Origin of the sequence: Bacillus weihaiensis (assembly GCF_001889165.1) — a bacterium.
GTDB classification, from domain to species: Bacteria; Bacillota; Bacilli; order Bacillales; family Bacillaceae; genus Metabacillus; species Metabacillus weihaiensis.
Map to the genome: position 1 here is coordinate 4,214,940 of NZ_CP016020.1, position 16,520 is coordinate 4,231,459.

12 protein-coding genes and 4 tRNA genes are annotated in these 16,520 nt (G+C 37.5%); all 16 read left to right on the forward strand.

Annotated features, from left to right (window positions below):
* The first annotated feature begins 128 nt into the window (after positions 1-128).
* Entirely contained in the window at positions 129-1,064 is a 936-nt protein-coding gene (locus A9C19_RS20445) for a YybS family protein (protein ID WP_072581584.1), read from the forward strand.
* A 36-nt stretch (positions 1,065-1,100) separates the two neighbouring features.
* On the forward strand, positions 1,101-3,071 hold the full coding sequence (locus tag A9C19_RS20450) for a DHH family phosphoesterase (RefSeq protein ID WP_072581585.1): 1,971 nt from the start codon (positions 1,101-1,103) through the stop codon (positions 3,069-3,071).
* Positions 3,068-3,514: a 50S ribosomal protein L9 gene (gene rplI, locus A9C19_RS20455; protein ID WP_072581586.1), complete on the forward strand. Its 447-nt coding sequence runs from the start codon at positions 3,068-3,070 to the stop codon at positions 3,512-3,514. The genes A9C19_RS20450 and rplI overlap by 4 nt, the downstream gene beginning before the upstream one ends.
* A 214-nt stretch (positions 3,515-3,728) precedes the next feature.
* Complete coding sequence (dnaB, locus tag A9C19_RS20460; RefSeq protein ID WP_072581969.1) at positions 3,729-5,084, forward strand: replicative DNA helicase; 1,356 nt, start codon at positions 3,729-3,731, stop codon at positions 5,082-5,084.
* A 251-nt stretch (positions 5,085-5,335) separates the two neighbouring features.
* A complete protein-coding gene (locus tag A9C19_RS20465) occupies positions 5,336-6,622 on the forward strand; it encodes an adenylosuccinate synthase (RefSeq protein ID WP_072581587.1) in 1,287 nt (428 codons plus the stop codon).
* 335 nt (positions 6,623-6,957) lie between these two features.
* Positions 6,958-7,033, forward strand: a tRNA-Lys gene (locus tag A9C19_RS20470).
* Positions 7,034-7,052: 19 nt separating this feature from the next.
* Positions 7,053-7,127, forward strand: a tRNA-Glu gene (locus A9C19_RS20475).
* Between the two features lie 10 nt (positions 7,128-7,137).
* Positions 7,138-7,214: transfer RNA gene (locus A9C19_RS20480), tRNA-Asp, on the forward strand.
* An 84-nt stretch (positions 7,215-7,298) separates the two neighbouring features.
* A tRNA-Phe gene (locus tag A9C19_RS20485) sits at positions 7,299-7,371 on the forward strand.
* A gap of 296 nt (positions 7,372-7,667) precedes the next feature.
* The gene (locus A9C19_RS20490; RefSeq protein ID WP_233499208.1) at positions 7,668-9,116 is read left to right on the forward strand and encodes a M23 family metallopeptidase; all 1,449 of its coding nucleotides are present in this window, start codon (positions 7,668-7,670) and stop codon (positions 9,114-9,116) included.
* Positions 9,117-9,606: 490 nt separating this feature from the next.
* Positions 9,607-10,314 carry a response regulator YycF gene (gene yycF / locus A9C19_RS20495; protein ID WP_072581971.1) on the forward strand — a complete coding sequence of 236 codons (708 nt, stop codon included), beginning with the start codon at positions 9,607-9,609 and terminating at the stop codon, positions 10,312-10,314.
* Positions 10,315-10,318: 4 nt separating this feature from the next.
* Positions 10,319-12,136 (forward strand): cell wall metabolism sensor histidine kinase WalK, encoded by a 1,818-nt coding sequence (gene walK, locus A9C19_RS20500; protein WP_072581588.1) that lies wholly within the window; start codon positions 10,319-10,321, stop codon positions 12,134-12,136.
* A complete protein-coding gene (locus A9C19_RS20505; RefSeq protein ID WP_072581589.1) occupies positions 12,133-13,485 on the forward strand; it encodes a YycH family regulatory protein in 1,353 nt (450 codons plus the stop codon). The genes walK and A9C19_RS20505 overlap by 4 nt, the downstream gene beginning before the upstream one ends.
* Positions 13,472-14,284: a two-component system regulatory protein YycI gene (locus A9C19_RS20510; protein ID WP_072581590.1), complete on the forward strand. Its 813-nt coding sequence runs from the start codon at positions 13,472-13,474 to the stop codon at positions 14,282-14,284. The genes A9C19_RS20505 and A9C19_RS20510 overlap by 14 nt, the downstream gene beginning before the upstream one ends.
* Before the next feature lie 20 nt (positions 14,285-14,304).
* Entirely contained in the window at positions 14,305-15,099 is a 795-nt protein-coding gene (locus tag A9C19_RS20515) for an MBL fold metallo-hydrolase (RefSeq protein ID WP_072581591.1), read from the forward strand.
* 102 nt (positions 15,100-15,201) lie between these two features.
* Entirely contained in the window at positions 15,202-16,422 is a 1,221-nt protein-coding gene (locus A9C19_RS20520) for a S1C family serine protease (RefSeq protein WP_072581972.1), read from the forward strand.
* Positions 16,423-16,520 lie beyond the last annotated feature (98 nt).

Genomic DNA, 16,520 nt, shown 5'->3' on the forward strand with positions numbered 1-16,520 from the left:
ATGTCTACATAAATTTGAACAAATATAAACCAGAATGGCAAAGGAAATCAATAGACTTCCTTTAGTTAGAAGCATCATAGTCTCTGTTTTATACTTCATATGATGCTCTTTAAAAAGAGGTGAATACTGTGAGGAAAACACAAGCGATTACAGAAGGTGCCATATTGTTAGCACTCTTTTTAGTCCTTTTATTAGTTTCAACTTATCTGCCTATAGTGGGGCCAATCTTTCTTCTTTTTCTACCGTTACCGTTTATCCTTTTTACTATACGTCATCAATTGTCCTTAGTTGTTTTACTAATCTTTGCTGGATGTATTCTCTCCATTTTATTTGGTCCAATAACCAATCTATTAGTGGCACTTACATCTGGCTTAAGTGGATTGGTAATAGGGATTTTCTATAAAAAGAAGCAAACAATGAGTGCTATTATTGGAGGTAGTCTAGCTTTTACCGTTAGTTTAGTTATTACCTATATCGGTTCTATTTTCTTTCTACAAATTGATATAGTAAAGGATTCTTTTACTCTTTTAGAGCAGTCAATGGACCAATCAAGATCCATTTTATCTAGCTTTAGTGAGCCAGAAGAACTAGATAAGCAGTTTGAACAGTTAGATGAGGGAATAGAGTTTTTAGGTATGCTCATTCCAACACTCTTTATAGTAATGGGATTTTTATCTACACTTGCTATTCACTTTGTGTCTCTCCCAATATTAAAACGGTTAAGAGTTGATGTTAAGTCTCTTATTCCTTTTCGTGAATGGAGACTGCCACAAAGCTTGATATGGTATTATTTAATTACAACGATTTTAATCCTGATGAATATCGATCGAGATTCTTTTGTTTTTCTTGCAGCAATCAATTTAAATGTATTTCTACAATTTCTCCTTCTATTACAAGGATTCTCGTTCATTTTTTATTTTTGTTATCAAAAGGGCTACTCTAAAGCAATACCAATTGTTGTATTCTTTGTCTCGATGCTTTTGCCGATGGTCCTTTATCTTATAAGAATCTTAGGTATAATTGATTTAGGCTTTCCTCTACGTGGTAAAATAACAAAAAGGTAAATTGGATTCACTGTTGCGAGGAGTTGAACAAATCGAATGCCAAGCTTTTATGAAAAACCACTATTTCGTTATCCCATGTATGCACTAATGGGCGTAACAGTGATAGCTATTCTTTCCCTGTTTCTTTTTAATTGGGTTTTAGGGTTAATTCTGTTAGGTTGCTTTGGTGCAGCTGTTATTTTTATTAGACAAGCCTTAATCGAATTTAAGTCAGAAATGGAAGGTTATATCACAACTCTTTCTTACCGATTAAAAAAGGTTGGTGAGGAAGCATTAATGGAGATGCCAATTGGTATTTTATTATATAATGATCAATACCAGGTTGATTGGTCTAACCCATTCATGACTTCTTGCTTTGACGTTGATACGCTAGTTGGAAGATCATTATATGATGTCGCTGATTCACTTGTTCCATTAATTAAACAAGAGGTAGAGTCAGATACAATTACCCTATATGAACGTGATTTCAAGGTAATTATTAAGCGGGATGAGCGTTTACTCTATTTCTTTGATGTGACGGAGCAAATTGAGATTGAGAAGCAATATGAAGATGAGCGTACTGTACTTGCCTTTATCTTTTTAGATAATTATGATGAAGTTACTCAAGGGATGGACGACCAGGCAAGGAGCTCGATTAATAGTGAAGTGACAGCCTTATTAAATAAATGGGCAAAGGATTATGGAGTCTTCTTAAAACGTATCTCTTCGGAGCGTTTTTTAGCCGTCTTAAATGAAGATATTTTAACAAAACTAGAAAAGACAAAGTTCTCAATATTGGATGAAGTACGGGAAAAAACGTCTATGCAAAACATCTCACTCACGCTAAGTATTGGTGTTGGTACAGGTGTCCCTTCTTTACAGGAACTTGGAGTTCTAGCACAATCTAGCCTAGATCTGGCTTTAGGTCGAGGTGGAGACCAGGTAGCTATTAAACAGCCAAGTGGAAAAGTTAAGTTCTTCGGTGGTAAAACCAACCCGATGGAAAAACGTACAAGAGTTCGAGCTCGAGTGATTTCTCACGCACTAGGTGAAATTGTTAGCTCAAGTGACAAGGTTGTCATTATGGGGCACAGATATCCTGACATGGATGCAATAGGGTCTGCTATCGGGATTTTAAAAGTTGCTCAGGTGAATGACAAGGAAGGGTTTATTGTGTTAGACCCTGATACGTTAGATTCGGGTGTGGAGCAATTATTAAAAGAATTAAAGAATCATCCCGAGCTATGGTCTAAGTTTATAACGCCAGAACAAGCGTTGGAAATTATGACAGATGAATCCCTATTAATCGTAGTCGACACCCATAAGCCATCGCTAGTTATTGATGATCGTTTGTTAACAAGAAGCGAGCATGTCATTGTCATAGACCATCATAGACGCGGAGAAGAGTTTATTAAGGATCCTATCTTAGTGTATATGGAGCCGTACGCATCTTCTACAGCAGAATTAGTCACGGAGCTATTAGAATATCAGCCTAAGCGGTTAAAGATGAATATGATCGAAGCAACAGCCTTACTTGCAGGTATTATTGTCGATACGAAGAGTTTTACCCTACGAACGGGTTCTCGTACATTCGACGCAGCTTCTTATTTAAGAGCGAAGGGTGCAGATACCGTCCTGGTACAAAAATTCTTAAAAGAAGATATTACACACTATGTAAAAAGAGCAAAGCTCATTCAGAATGCGTCTCTTTATAAAGAAGGGATTGCTATAACGTTAGCAGATAATGATTATTATGAACAAGTCATTATTGCTCAAGCGGCTGATACACTCTTGACGATGAATGGAGTAGAAGCATCCTTCGTGATCGCTAAGCGTGACGAAGAGTGCGTGAGTATTAGCGCTAGATCACTAGGGGATATCAATGTCCAAATCATTATGGAAGCACTTGGTGGCGGTGGTCACTTAACAAATGCTGCTACACAATTGAAAGAAAAAACGATACTAGAGGTAGAAGAAAGATTAAAAGAAGCTCTAGAGGATTATCTTGAAGGAGGAACTAAATCATGAAGGTTATTTTCTTGAAGGATGTAAAAGGAAAAGGAAAAAAAGGGGAAATTAAAAATGTAGCAGATGGCTACGCACAAAACTTTCTACTAAAACAAGGTCTTGCAGTGGAAGCTAGTAATGCAAATGTTAGTTCATTGAACGCTCAGAAAAAGAAGAAAGAACAAGAAGCAGTGGAAGAGCTAGAACAAATGAAACACCTTAAGGATGAACTAGAAAAGCTAACAGTTGAAATTTTAGCAAAATCTGGTGAGGGTGGACGTCTATTCGGATCAGTAACAAGTAAGCAGATTGCAGATGAACTAAAAAAGACGTATAATATTAAGTTAGATAAGCGTAAATTAGATCTACCTGATGGAATTAGAGCTTTAGGATTTACAAATGTTCCTGTTAAGCTACATCCTGAAGTAACAGCTACAGTGAAGGTGCACGTAAAAGAACAGTAAATGTTGGTAATAATGTGATTGGGTGGAAAGAATGAAATTTCTCTTGAAGCTTGGTCACATTTTTTTTATGCTTAGTACTTGAGGATATTTTAAAGATAGGCTGTGTTAAAAGATAACAGAGCCTCCTGATAAGAAAAAGGCATTTGCCATCATATATAGTAATAGACTAGTAGAAGTTAGTTGATAGAATACTACGATAAGGACGGTGATCACTATTAACGAGGTACTTGGTGATCGTATTCCACCACATAATATAGAAGCTGAGCAGGCTGTATTAGGGGCGATTTTCTTACAACCTGCCTCATTAACACTTGCGTCAGAAGTATTAATTCCAGAAGATTTTTACCGAGCAGCACATCAAAAAATTTATAACGCGATGCTAGATTTATCAGACAAAGGAGAACCAGTCGACTTAGTCACCGTAACAACAGAGCTAGCGGATGTAAATCTATTAGAAGAAATCGGTGGAGTTTCCTATTTAAGTGATTTGGCTAATTCTGTTCCAACCGCAGCCAATATTGAATACTACAGTAAGATTGTTGAAGAAAAATCAATTCTTCGACGACTGATTCGTACGGCTACAACGATTGCGCAAGATGGCTATAGCCGTGAAGATGAAGTAGAAGTCGTTCTAAATGAAGCGGAAAAAACAATTATGGAGGTTGCTCAGCGAAAAAATGCAGGAGCCTTCAAAAATATTAAAGATGTTTTAGTAGAAACCTATGATAATATCGAGTTGCTGCATGACAATAAGGGAGATGTAACAGGGATACCGACAGGATTCACTGAGCTTGATCGAATGACGGCAGGATTCCAACGTAATGACCTAATTATTGTTGCGGCACGTCCATCTGTAGGTAAGACTGCTTTCGCGTTAAACATCGCGCAAAACGTTGCGACAAAAACAGACGAAAATGTTGCCATCTTCAGTCTCGAGATGGGAGCAGATCAGCTAGTTATGAGGATGCTTTGCGCGGAAGGAAATATAGATGCCCAACGACTAAGAACAGGTTCCCTAACATCTGATGACTGGGGAAAACTCACGATGGCAATGGGGAGTCTATCAAACTCCGGAATATATATAGACGATACACCCGGTATTCGTGTAAGTGAAATTCGTTCTAAGTGTCGTCGACTTAAACAAGAAGCTGGCTTGGGTATGATATTAATTGATTACTTACAGCTTATTCAAGGTAGTGGCCGTTCTGACAATCGTCAGCAAGAGGTATCTGAAATCTCACGTACATTAAAAGAATTAGCCCGTGAGCTAAAGGTACCGGTTATTGCCCTATCTCAGCTATCTCGTGGAGTAGAACAACGTCAAGACAAGCGACCAATGATGTCTGATATCCGTGAATCAGGATCGATTGAGCAGGATGCTGATATTGTGGCATTCTTATATCGTGACGATTACTATGATAAAGAATCTGAGAACAAAAATATTATCGAAATTATTATTGCAAAGCAACGTAACGGTCCTGTAGGGACAGTTTCATTAGCTTTCGTAAAAGAGTACAATAAGTTCGTTAACCTGGAGCGGCGATTTGATGATGCAGGCGTTCCGGCGTAAAAAGAAGATCAATTTTTGGTCTTCTTTTTTTATGGGGAAAATGAAGCGTCAGAACTTTAAAATCATTTTTTGGAAAAACTATATCTGATTAAAAAAGAAGAGGTGACTAGAATAATCTTTCATGTTTTATACAAATTCACGAACAAAAGGTTATATAAGATAGATATTGTTCGTATTTTAGTTTGACTTTAGTGCCAGTCATTGGTAAAATAAACGTGTTTGAAAAGTGCGAAATCATGGAGGTGCACAGAATGTCTTCAGTAGTAGTTGTAGGTACACAATGGGGAGATGAAGGAAAAGGGAAAATTACAGATTTCCTTTCTGAAAATGCAGAGGTAATTGCTCGTTATCAAGGTGGAAACAATGCAGGTCATACAATTAAATTTGATGGTGAAACATACAAGCTTCACTTAATTCCGTCTGGTATTTTTTATAAAGATAAAACAAGCGTAATTGGAAACGGTATGGTTGTTGACCCTAAGGCTCTTGTTAAAGAGTTAAAATATCTTCATGATCGTGGAGTAACAACTGATAATCTAAGAATTAGTAATCGTGCCCATGTTATTTTACCGTATCATCTAAAATTAGATGAAGTAGAAGAAGAGAGAAAAGGCGCGAACAAAATTGGAACTACGAAAAAAGGAATCGGTCCTGCTTACATGGATAAAGCAGCTCGTGTCGGAATTCGTATTTCTGATTTACTAGAGCGTGATACATTCGAAGAAAAATTAACACGTGCTCTACAGGAGAAAAACCGCCTATTAGAAAAATTCTATGAAGTAGAAGGCTTCACAGTAGAAGAAATTTTAGATGAATACTATGAGTACGGCCAACAGTTTAAAAAGTACGTTGTTGATACATCTGTTGTCTTAAACGACGCATTAGATGAAGGACGTCGTGTACTTTTCGAAGGTGCTCAAGGTGTTATGCTTGATATTGATCAAGGTACATATCCATTCGTTACATCTTCAAACCCAGTAGCAGGTGGTGTAACAATTGGATCTGGTGTTGGTCCAACGAAAATTAACCATGTTGTTGGAGTATCCAAAGCTTATACAACACGTGTAGGTGACGGACCATTCCCAACAGAGTTGAATAACGAAATTGGTGACAAAATCCGTGAAGTAGGACGAGAGTACGGTACAACTACTGGTCGCCCACGTCGTGTGGGTTGGTTTGATAGTGTTGTTGTTCGTCATGCAAGACGTGTTAGTGGTTTAACAGATCTTTCTTTAAACTCTATTGATGTATTAACTGGGATTGAGAAATTAAAGATTTGTGTAGCTTACAAATACAAAGGCGAAACAATTAACGAATATCCGGCTAGCTTAAAAGTTTTAGCAGAATGTGAGCCAGTCTATGAAGAGCTTCCAGGCTGGACAGAAGATATTACAAGTGTGCGCACATTATCAGAGCTACCTGAAAATGCTAGACACTATATCGAGCGAATTTCACAATTAACAGGCATTCCTTTATCGATCTTCTCTGTAGGACCAGATCGTGCCCAAACGAATGTTGTGCGTAGTGTATATAGCTAAATCATTTCTAAAGAGAGTTCGGTCAGGCCATAGTGTTGACCAAACTCTCTTTTTTAGGTTGTTATCTTATAAAAAATACTATACAATGTAACTCTGAGCAAAAAAATGTTGTTTTTAAAAAAACTTTTTTTAAAAAAGTATTGTCAAAACTAGAAATGCTATGTTATGATAGTAAACGTCCTGTTAGAGGAAATTATTCTTAGCAAGAGCTATTAGCTCAGTTGGTAGAGCACGTTCGAATATGCGACGAAGCTACACTTCAGCGCACAAATTGAACGGCTACTAGAATAACCTTTCTGAAATTTGGGCGTCACACTAAGAGTGTTTTATAGCAAGAGCCATTAGCTCAGTTGGTAGAGCATCTGACTTTTAATCAGAGGGTCGAAGGTTCGAGTCCTTCATGGCTCACCATTTACATTTTCTTATAAGTGGCCCATTGGTCAAGCGGTTAAGACACCGCCCTTTCACGGCGGTAACACGGGTTCGAATCCCGTATGGGTCACCATTTACAAATTGGTCCGGTAGTTCAGTTGGTTAGAATGCCTGCCTGTCACGCAGGAGGTCGCGGGTTCGAGTCCCGTCCGGACCGCCATTCTATATTTTAAAAGCTTAGAATGATTATGAGTTGTTTGAAGCAAAAAACGACATACTAGTTAATAATACTAACTAATTATATGGCTCGGTAGCTCAGTTGGTAGAGCAATGGACTGAAAATCCATGTGTCGGCGGTTCGATTCCGTCCCGAGCCACTTTTAAAAAAAGCATGATTCATTTTTGGATCATGCTTTTTTGTTGTTTAACAAGAAGAAAATGACCATTTTGTCGCTAGTTGGAAGATAAGATAAGTAAGGAAAAAGTCACAACCATTTTCTGTAACAAATAATACAATATCATTACAAATAGCCTATTTTGACGAAAATCGTAGATTTCATATGGTAAGGTGAAAGAGAGTAAAATACGTGAAATTTGTCGGTTTAGAACAATATTTACATGTAAGAGGCTTCCTGAGTCGTTTCTTGTAGGTAAGAATTAGGAGGAAATATTAGTGTTTAGACGTTCTAATAGTTTCATAGGAAATGTTTTACCCCAAAGTAAGAGTCTATTTAAAAATATAACAATATGTTTAAGCCTAGCTACAGCTGTTACAGTTGGAGCAAATAGTGTTGCCGCTGAAGATTCTCTAACCACAGTGTACCATGTATATCTTGATTCTGAATATATGGGATCTGTTAACGATCAAACTGTGATTGATGATGTAACGAAAACTAAAATTACAAATAAAAATAAAACTTATGAGGACCTACGCTTAACTGTAGAAGATTTAGAGATCATTCCAGAGAAGATGTTTCGTCCAGTTTATAATAATGATTTGACAGTCTCCAAACTAATGCAGGAGCTTGATGTAGTCGTTGAAGCTACTGAGCTTACTTTAAATGGTGAACCTATTGCCTATTTTAAGGACAATGAAGATGCACAAGCTGTGCTAGAACAATATAAACAGCTCTATATTCCTGAAAGTGATTTAGTAGAATGGAATGATATTCAAAGCATTACCTCAGAGGAACTACCAGCTCTTAAAGAAAATGAATCTCGTCTATTAGACGTATCACTTACTGAAAAAGTTTCACTAGAAGAGGAGAAAGTTTCCCCTAAAAAAATCCTTACAGTAGAGCAAGGCGTCAACTTGTTAAAGAAGGGGACACTTGCTGACGCAAAATACGAAGTAGAAGAGCAGGATGTTTTAGGTAGTATTGCAAAAAAACATGAGCTAACATTAAAGCAATTATTAGAGTTAAATCCAGGTATGTCAGAGGATACATTAATTAAACCGGGTGATCTTCTAAACGTCACGGTCTTCAAACCTTATACGAAGGTAAAGGTTACGGAGGAAGAATTAAAGAAGGAATCAATTGCATTTGAGACGGAGATTAAGGAAGATTCATCATTGCCTAAAGGAGAAAAGAAAACAACGCAAGAAGGGCAAAATGGTGAAAAGCTTATTCATTATGTAATTGAAAAAGAAAATGGCACAGAAATAAGTAGAACGACGAAAGAAGAAAACGTAGTGAAGGAACCCGTAAAAGAAGTAATCGTCAAAGGTACTAAGGTCATTCCATCTAGAGGAACAGGATCTTTAGCTTGGCCTGCAGTAGGTGGCTATGTTTCAAGTCATCTAGGGCAACGTTGGGGGAAGCTACATAAAGGGATTGATATTGCTAGACCAAGTGATCGCACAATAAAAGCTGCTGACAATGGTACTGTAGTGTCTGCTGGATATGATGGTGGTTATGGAAACAAAGTTGTCATTAATCATAATAATGGAATAAAAACAGTGTACGCCCATCTTGATTCCATTAGTGTGACTGTAGGTCAAGTTGTTTCACAGGGTCAAAAAATTGGAGTTATGGGTAAAACAGGTAATTCAACCGGTGTTCATTTACATTTTGAAGTGTATGAAAATGGGAATTTGAAAAATCCAATGGATTATTTATAAAGGTTTTTTGGCTACATTTTGTTACTATTCAATAGGATTTTAGAAAGAACGTTATTTTTCACATAAAAAATTCTGGTAACTAAGAAAGAAAAGAACTACTTATTCTGTACAGAGAGAGTAAACTTTAATCTGGCTATTGGGATTGTAAAAAATGTTCTATATGGTTTTAGTTAATGGGTCTGATGGTAGCAATACTGTTGGCCCCTTTTTTATACGTGAAAAAGACTATTATTCTTCCTATACCACGAAGAGCTGATGGGTAAACATTTTTCTTTTTGGTAGGAAAAAGTAGAATGAAAACGTATAGTATATAATACCACTATAGACAACTTGTATGTAGATACGGGGTTTGTTTGTACAAAAGGTTAAGTTGACTAGTGCTGGTAAGCGGGTAGAGAAAACAACCGCAACTTAAGATATGCATAAAAAGGAAGAACATGGTACATTTAAAAGAAGAGTAACAATAATGTTACGTAAAGGGGCGAAAGCAATGGAAAAGAAGATTCTAGTAGTAGATGATGAAAAACCAATCGCAGATATCTTACAGTTTAACTTAAAAAAAGAAGGCTATGTTGTTTATTGTGCCTACGATGGACAACAGGCTTTAGATATGGTTGAAGAGCATAAGCCAGATTTGCTTTTATTAGATATCATGCTCCCAATTAGAGATGGTATGGAGGTTTGTCGAGAAGTAAGAAAGAAGTATGAAATGCCAATCATTATGTTAACAGCTAAAGATTCAGAAATAGATAAAGTATTAGGGCTCGAGCTTGGTGCAGACGATTACGTGACAAAGCCTTTTAGTACAAGAGAATTACTGGCTCGTGTTAAGGCTAATTTACGTCGTCAGCAAGCAATTGAACAAACGGATGAACGTGGTGCGTCGAATGAAATTTCGATCGGATCATTGGTCATCCACCCTGATGCATATGTGGTCTCAAAGCGTGGGGAAACAATCGAGCTTACACACCGAGAGTTTGAATTACTACATTATTTAGCACAGCACATTGGACAAGTAATGACAAGGGAGCACTTGCTGCAAACAGTATGGGGCTATGACTATTTTGGAGATGTTCGAACGGTAGATGTAACAGTAAGAAGACTGCGCGAGAAAATTGAAGATAATCCAAGTCATCCAACTTGGATTGTAACAAGACGTGGAGTAGGTTACTATTTACGCCATTCAGAACAGGATTAATTCTATGAAAAGAGTTAGTTTCTTTCGCTCCATCCATTTTAAATTTGTGATGGTCTATGTACTCCTTATTATTATGGCCATGCAAATCATTGGGATTTACTTTGTAAGAGAATTAGAAACATCCTTAAAAACAAATTTTGATAGCTCATTAACAAAGCGTATTAGCTTGTTAGCATATAATATCGAGCAAGAAATGACGCGTGATCCAAAAGAATATTCAGATGGTAAAACTTCTCAAGGTGAAATTTCTACGATTATAGGAGACTTCGTCACTGGGGAAATCTTAGAGGTTAAAGTCATTGATAAAAACAAAACGGTTATTGCGACATCAGAATTAAATCAGGATATTGTCGGGAAGAAGACACCTGAAGTAAGTATACACCGTGCATTATTAGGGTTAGAGCATAGTGACCTTTATATTGTGGACGGAAAGCGTGTGAGGGTCATCACACAACCTATTAATCACCAAGAACAAACAATTGGTGCCATCTATATTGTGGCCTCAATGGATGAAGTATTTGAACAGATGAGAATTATCAATAAAATCTTGGCCGCCGGGACGGTCTTAGCTCTCGTCATTACTGCAGCACTTGGAATTTTCTTAGCCAGGACGATTACGCGTCCAATGACGGACATGAAAAAGCAGGCAATGGAGCTAGCAAACGGTAACTTTTCACGTAAAGTTAAAGTGTATGGAGAAGATGAGATTGGACAGCTTGCCGTGACCTTTAACTATTTAACGGAGAAGCTAGAGGATGCTCAGGCTACAACAGAAGGAGAGCGAAAAAAACTCGCATCTGTCATTGCTCATATGACAGATGGAGTTATTGCAACAAACCGTGATGGACAAGTTATCTTAATTAACAACCCTGCACTTGAAATGCTTGATGTTTCACGTGGAACAATTCAGGATCAAACTATAACAGAGCTGTTAGGGATAGAAGATGAGCATACATTTGAGAGTTTGATCGAAGAACAGGAATCTATTATTCTTCATTCTGATTCTCATAATAATCCTGTAATAATCCGTGTTAATTTCTCCGTCATTCAAAAAGAAGCAAGTAAAATTGATGGATTAATTGCTGTTTTATATGACATTACGGAACAAGAAAAGATTGAGCAGGAGCGCAGAGAATTTGTTGCGAATGTGTCACATGAACTTAGAACACCTTTGACAACGATGAGAAGCTATTTAGAGGCATTAGCAGACGGGGCTTGGAAGGATAATGAAATTGCTCCACAATTTCTCCATGTGACACAGACGGAAACAGAACGTATGATTAGATTAGTAAATGATTTATTACAGCTGTCAAAACTAGATCGTACAGATTATCGTTTAAGTAAGGAATGGATTAACTTCCCTGACTTTTTCGATAAGATCATTGATCGTTTTGAAATGACAAAGGCAGAGCATGTCACATTTATTCGCCATATACCGAATGAAGAATTATTTGTTGATATTGATACAGATAAAATTACTCAAGTTTTAGATAATATCATCTCGAATGCACTCAAATATTCCCCAGAAGGCGGCAATGTCATCTTTAATGTAGATATTTTATCAACTGACATACAGATTCGAGTGAAGGATGAGGGGGTTGGAATACCCCAGGATAGCATTAATAAAATTTTTGATCGATTTTATCGTGTGGATAAAGCACGAACTAGACAGCTTGGTGGTACAGGTTTAGGACTAGCAATTGCAAAAGAAATGGTTTACGCACATGGAGGGGATATATGGGCTACTAGTAAAGAAGGGCAAGGAACAACGGTATTCTTTACACTTCCATATGATCCTAATCAAGAGGATGAGTGGGAATGAGAAAAGAAACGATGAAAAGTATCTTGTTGGTGCTGTTAGTAGGGACAAGCTTATTTTTTACTTGGAATATATGGGGCTTACAGCCTTACCACGAAGAGCTTGAGAACAATACCTTCTTCGAGAATATTCCAATCAGTGATGAAAAAAGAAAGTTTAATGAAGTCATTAAGCCTTACCAAATGTTTATTCACTCTAATGATGAGCATTTTAGTAGCTTTCAAAATAAGCTGCTAGGAGATTTATGGAAAGAAATGCAAAGATGGGAATTTACGGGGAGTAATCAAGAGATTTCTCGTACGTTTACGAATGATTCTTTTTTGAATTGGGTAGATGGCAGTGAAGATCATCAGGCTAAAATAGAGATGCGATTTTTTACTGGATTACCTATTGATACTCTCCAAACGATGCTAGAGTGGGATGAGGAGTTAGACCAAGACCTCCAAATCGATCGAATTTACTTAAATGTTCCTAAGGAAAATGAGACACAAAAGGTGTACTTTTTTTCAACTGAGGAAATGACGATGGTTGAAGCTTCGGTTAACTTAACTTCTGCTAATCGATACGTGAACCAGGTGTTTACTCGTCGAGATGAGTTAGTTTCTCATTTTACCTTCAATGTAGAGGGAGGAAATGAGTTCATTCTTCCAACTGAAGAAACAGAATTAAATAGCTATCAATATGTGACAAATGAAATTGAGTATGAACGATTTAAGAATGCTTTGTTTACAAATTCACGTATTGTCAAGCAAGATATTAATTTATCGAGGAATCGTTTTACCGACGGTACAAGGGAGCTCAATATTTATCCAAATCAACATCTTGTTGAATATGTAAATCCGATACCGACAAATACCAATTCAGTACCAGCCTCTTATCTAATCGATCAAAGTGTGGGCTATTTAAATGATCACGGGGGTTGGACAGATGATTATGTGTTGTTTGATGTGGATGAGTATAATCAAGAAGTGGAGTTTATTATGTCTGTTCAGTCTATACCGGTCATTTACTCGACTGAAAATCCGTTCGGACCTACTGTTATATCTCAAAAATGGGGTCAAAATGAAATTGCGATTTATGATCGACCGTTGTACCAATTAACGACGAATATTTCTACGCAAACCTCAACCATTATGTCAGGGAAAAAGGTAGAAGAAATCCTAACAAGTAATCCTACTATAAATCTAGAAGAAATGAAGAATATCTTTGTTGGATATGAGCTAAGTGGACCGGTTGATCAAAAATACGTGCAGTTATCTCCGGCCTGGTATATCGAATTAAAGGATGGGAATTTGCTAAAGCTTAATGAATCTGAGACGGAAATGAGGGGGGATGAAAGTGGAGTGGAATAAAACAAAGACCATTTTTATCCTCGCCTTCTTAGTGTTAGATATTTTTCTTGCAGTTGAGTTTTTCGAATTACGCTCTAAGTCCAACTATGATATTATGCAAGAGGCGACAATTGAAGAGAAGCTAGCAGCTGAAAATATTAGCTATAGCAATCTTCCTAAAAATGAAGATAAAAGCTATTATATTACAGCTAAAAGTAAAGATTTTACGGTCGAAGAAGTGAAGAAGGTAAAAGGGAACCAAACGCTCGTCCTATCAAGTAATATTTCAGAGACGTTTCGTTCGTTAACCTTTGAATTAGAAAAGCCGTATCAGCTTCCTGATGTGAATATGGAAAGCAAAGTGAGCCAGTTTTTAAAAGAAAATGTCATGTACGGAGAGAACTACTATTATTGGTATGAAGATGTAAAGGAAAATGCGATTATTTGTGTCCAAAAATTTAATAACTACCCAATTTTTCAGGCAAAAGAAGATCATATTGGCATGGTGATCTTATATTTAAATGAGGACAATCAGATTATTTATTATGAGCAATCGATGTTAGAGGATATAAAAGAAGTAGACGATAAGGAATCGGCGGTACCAGCTTTAAAGGCAATTGAAGCCTTGTACAATAAGAATTTCTTAAAGGCCAATAGTCGAGTAGACAAAATCCGTTATGGCTATTATACGCATATTCCACTTTCAAATCAGCAAATCCTTGCCCCAACGTGGCATATTGCTGTAGAAACAGAATCGGGAGAGGTAAAGGATTTCTACGTAAATGCAATTGAGGGTGACGTTTTAGAGTCTACGAACTAGGGAAAAGAGGAGTGAACAATATGAGCTTGCAGTTTAGTGTGCTTGCAAGCGGAAGTACGGGGAATGCCATCTATGTTGAAACAGAAGAGCAATCATTTTTAGTCGATGCAGGCTTAAGTGGTAAGCAAATGCAAGGTCTTTTTGATCAAATTGGACGAGACATAAGTAAGCTTTCTGGTATTTTCGTAACACATGAACACAGTGATCACATTAAAGGATTAGGTGTACTTGCTCGCAAATATAAGCTACCGATTTATGCAAATGAAAAAACATGGCAAGCAATGGATGGACTTGTTGGACAAATTGCAACAGAGCAAAAATTTGTTTTTGATACAGGGTCTGTTAAAGCATTTTTGAATGTGGATATTGAATCATTTGGAGTGAGCCATGATGCGGCTGAGCCAATGTTTTATGTGTTTCATCATGAGGGGAAGAAGCTAGCGCTTATCACGGATACTGGGTATGTAAGTGATCGAATGAAAGGCACCATTTACAATGCAGATGCCTTTGTTTTTGAAAGCAATCATGATGTTTCCATGCTGCAAATGGGGCATTATCCATGGAGTATTAAACGAAGAATTTTAAGTGATGTAGGTCATGTTTCGAACGAGGATGCTGCTATTGCCATGACCGATGTAATTGGTGATGCGACAAAACGAATTTATTTAGCACATTTAAGTAAAGACAACAACATGAAGGATCTTGCACGCATGTCTGTTCAGCAAACCCTTGCTAGCAAAGGGTTTATGACAGGAGAGCAATTTGACTTGTTCGATACGGATCCTCTTACACCTACACCACTAGTTGCTATTTAAGAAAAACGCGATTTGGTTGGTTAATTTTCATCAGATAAGAGAATAATGTTGATTAGACAATCCACTATTCATGAAGTGCTTTTAGAAAGGAATGGTGTCGTAATGGGCTATTATGATCAAGATTATGAAAATTATAACGCAAAAAGGCAAAAAGGAAACCGTGGTGGCTGGTTTTTAGCGGGATTAGTCGGCGCTATTCTAGGCGGACTTCTCATGATGTTTGCTTTTCCTGCTTTCTCTCGCTTTCTTCCATATGATATGGAGTTAGGTGGAGATGAAACGCAGCAACAAGCGGAAACAACGGAATCAACAGGTTCCATCAAGAACGTCTCGGTTGATGTGAATACAGCCATTACTGGCATCGTTGATGATGTATCAGAAGCTGTAGTTGGAGTTGTGAATCTCCAGGATGCAGGTTTTTGGAGTGAAACGGGCGAAGCAGGCACAGGCTCTGGTGTAATTTATAAAAAAGAGGGCCAAAATGCTTTTGTTGTAACCAATCACCATGTCATTGCAGGTGCATCACAGGTTGAAATCAGCTTAAGTGATGGTCAACGAGTTCCTGCTGAAATCTTAGGAAGCGATGTGTTAACAGATTTAGCGGTTCTACGAGTGGACAGCGAGAAAATTACGAAGGTGGCTGATTTCGGTGATTCTGATAAGGTAAAACCAGGAGAACCGGTGATAGCAATTGGAAATCCATTAGGCCTTCAATTTTCGGGATCTGTTACACAAGGAATTATCTCTGGTACAGAAAGAGCAATACCAATTGATGAGAATGGCGATGGACAGGTTGATTGGAATGCAGAGGTATTACAAACTGATGCTGCAATAAACCCAGGTAATAGCGGTGGTGCTCTTATTAATATGGACGGGAAAGTCATTGGAATTAACTCGATGAAAATTGCCCAGTCCGCGGTAGAAGGAATCGGACTATCCATACCTGTTAATCATGCTATTCCGATTATTGCAGACCTAGAAAAATATAGTGAGGTTCGCCGTCCATATATGGGAATCGGTATGAGATCTCTAAATGAAATCTCAAGCTATCATAAAGAGCAAACCTTAAAGCTACCTGAGGAAATTAGTTCAGGTGTTATTGTGATGAGTGTGGAGCCACTTTCTCCAGCCGCTCAAGGTGGACTACAGGAATTTGATGTTATTACCGAATTTGCAGGAGAAGAAGTAAAGGACATTATTGAATTACGTAAAGTGCTATACAATCAAGATGTCGGTGATACAATTGAATTTTCATTTTATCGTAATGGTGAAAAACAATCTGGTAAAATGAAACTAGGCGAGCAGGATATGATGGGGAGCTAATCAATTAGCTCCTTTTCCTATGGAAAGATGAATGCATTGTGGATAAATAAAAACCAGAGAAAAATGATAAAATAAACGTATAAACATGTGGATAAGGA

Coding starts and splice junctions, on each gene's coding strand:
- A9C19_RS20450 (WP_072581585.1), top strand. CDS start 1,101: ATGCCAAGCTTTTATGAAAAACCACTATTTCGTTATCCCATGTATGCA.
- rplI (WP_072581586.1), top strand. CDS start 3,068: ATGAAGGTTATTTTCTTGAAGGATGTAAAAGGAAAAGGAAAAAAAGGG.
- A9C19_RS20465 (WP_072581587.1), top strand. CDS start 5,336: ATGTCTTCAGTAGTAGTTGTAGGTACACAATGGGGAGATGAAGGAAAA.
- yycF (WP_072581971.1), top strand. CDS start 9,607: ATGGAAAAGAAGATTCTAGTAGTAGATGATGAAAAACCAATCGCAGAT.
- walK (WP_072581588.1), top strand. CDS start 10,319: ATGAAAAGAGTTAGTTTCTTTCGCTCCATCCATTTTAAATTTGTGATG.
- A9C19_RS20505 (WP_072581589.1), top strand. CDS start 12,133: ATGAGAAAAGAAACGATGAAAAGTATCTTGTTGGTGCTGTTAGTAGGG.
- A9C19_RS20515 (WP_072581591.1), top strand. CDS start 14,305: ATGAGCTTGCAGTTTAGTGTGCTTGCAAGCGGAAGTACGGGGAATGCC.
- A9C19_RS20520 (WP_072581972.1), top strand. CDS start 15,202: ATGGGCTATTATGATCAAGATTATGAAAATTATAACGCAAAAAGGCAA.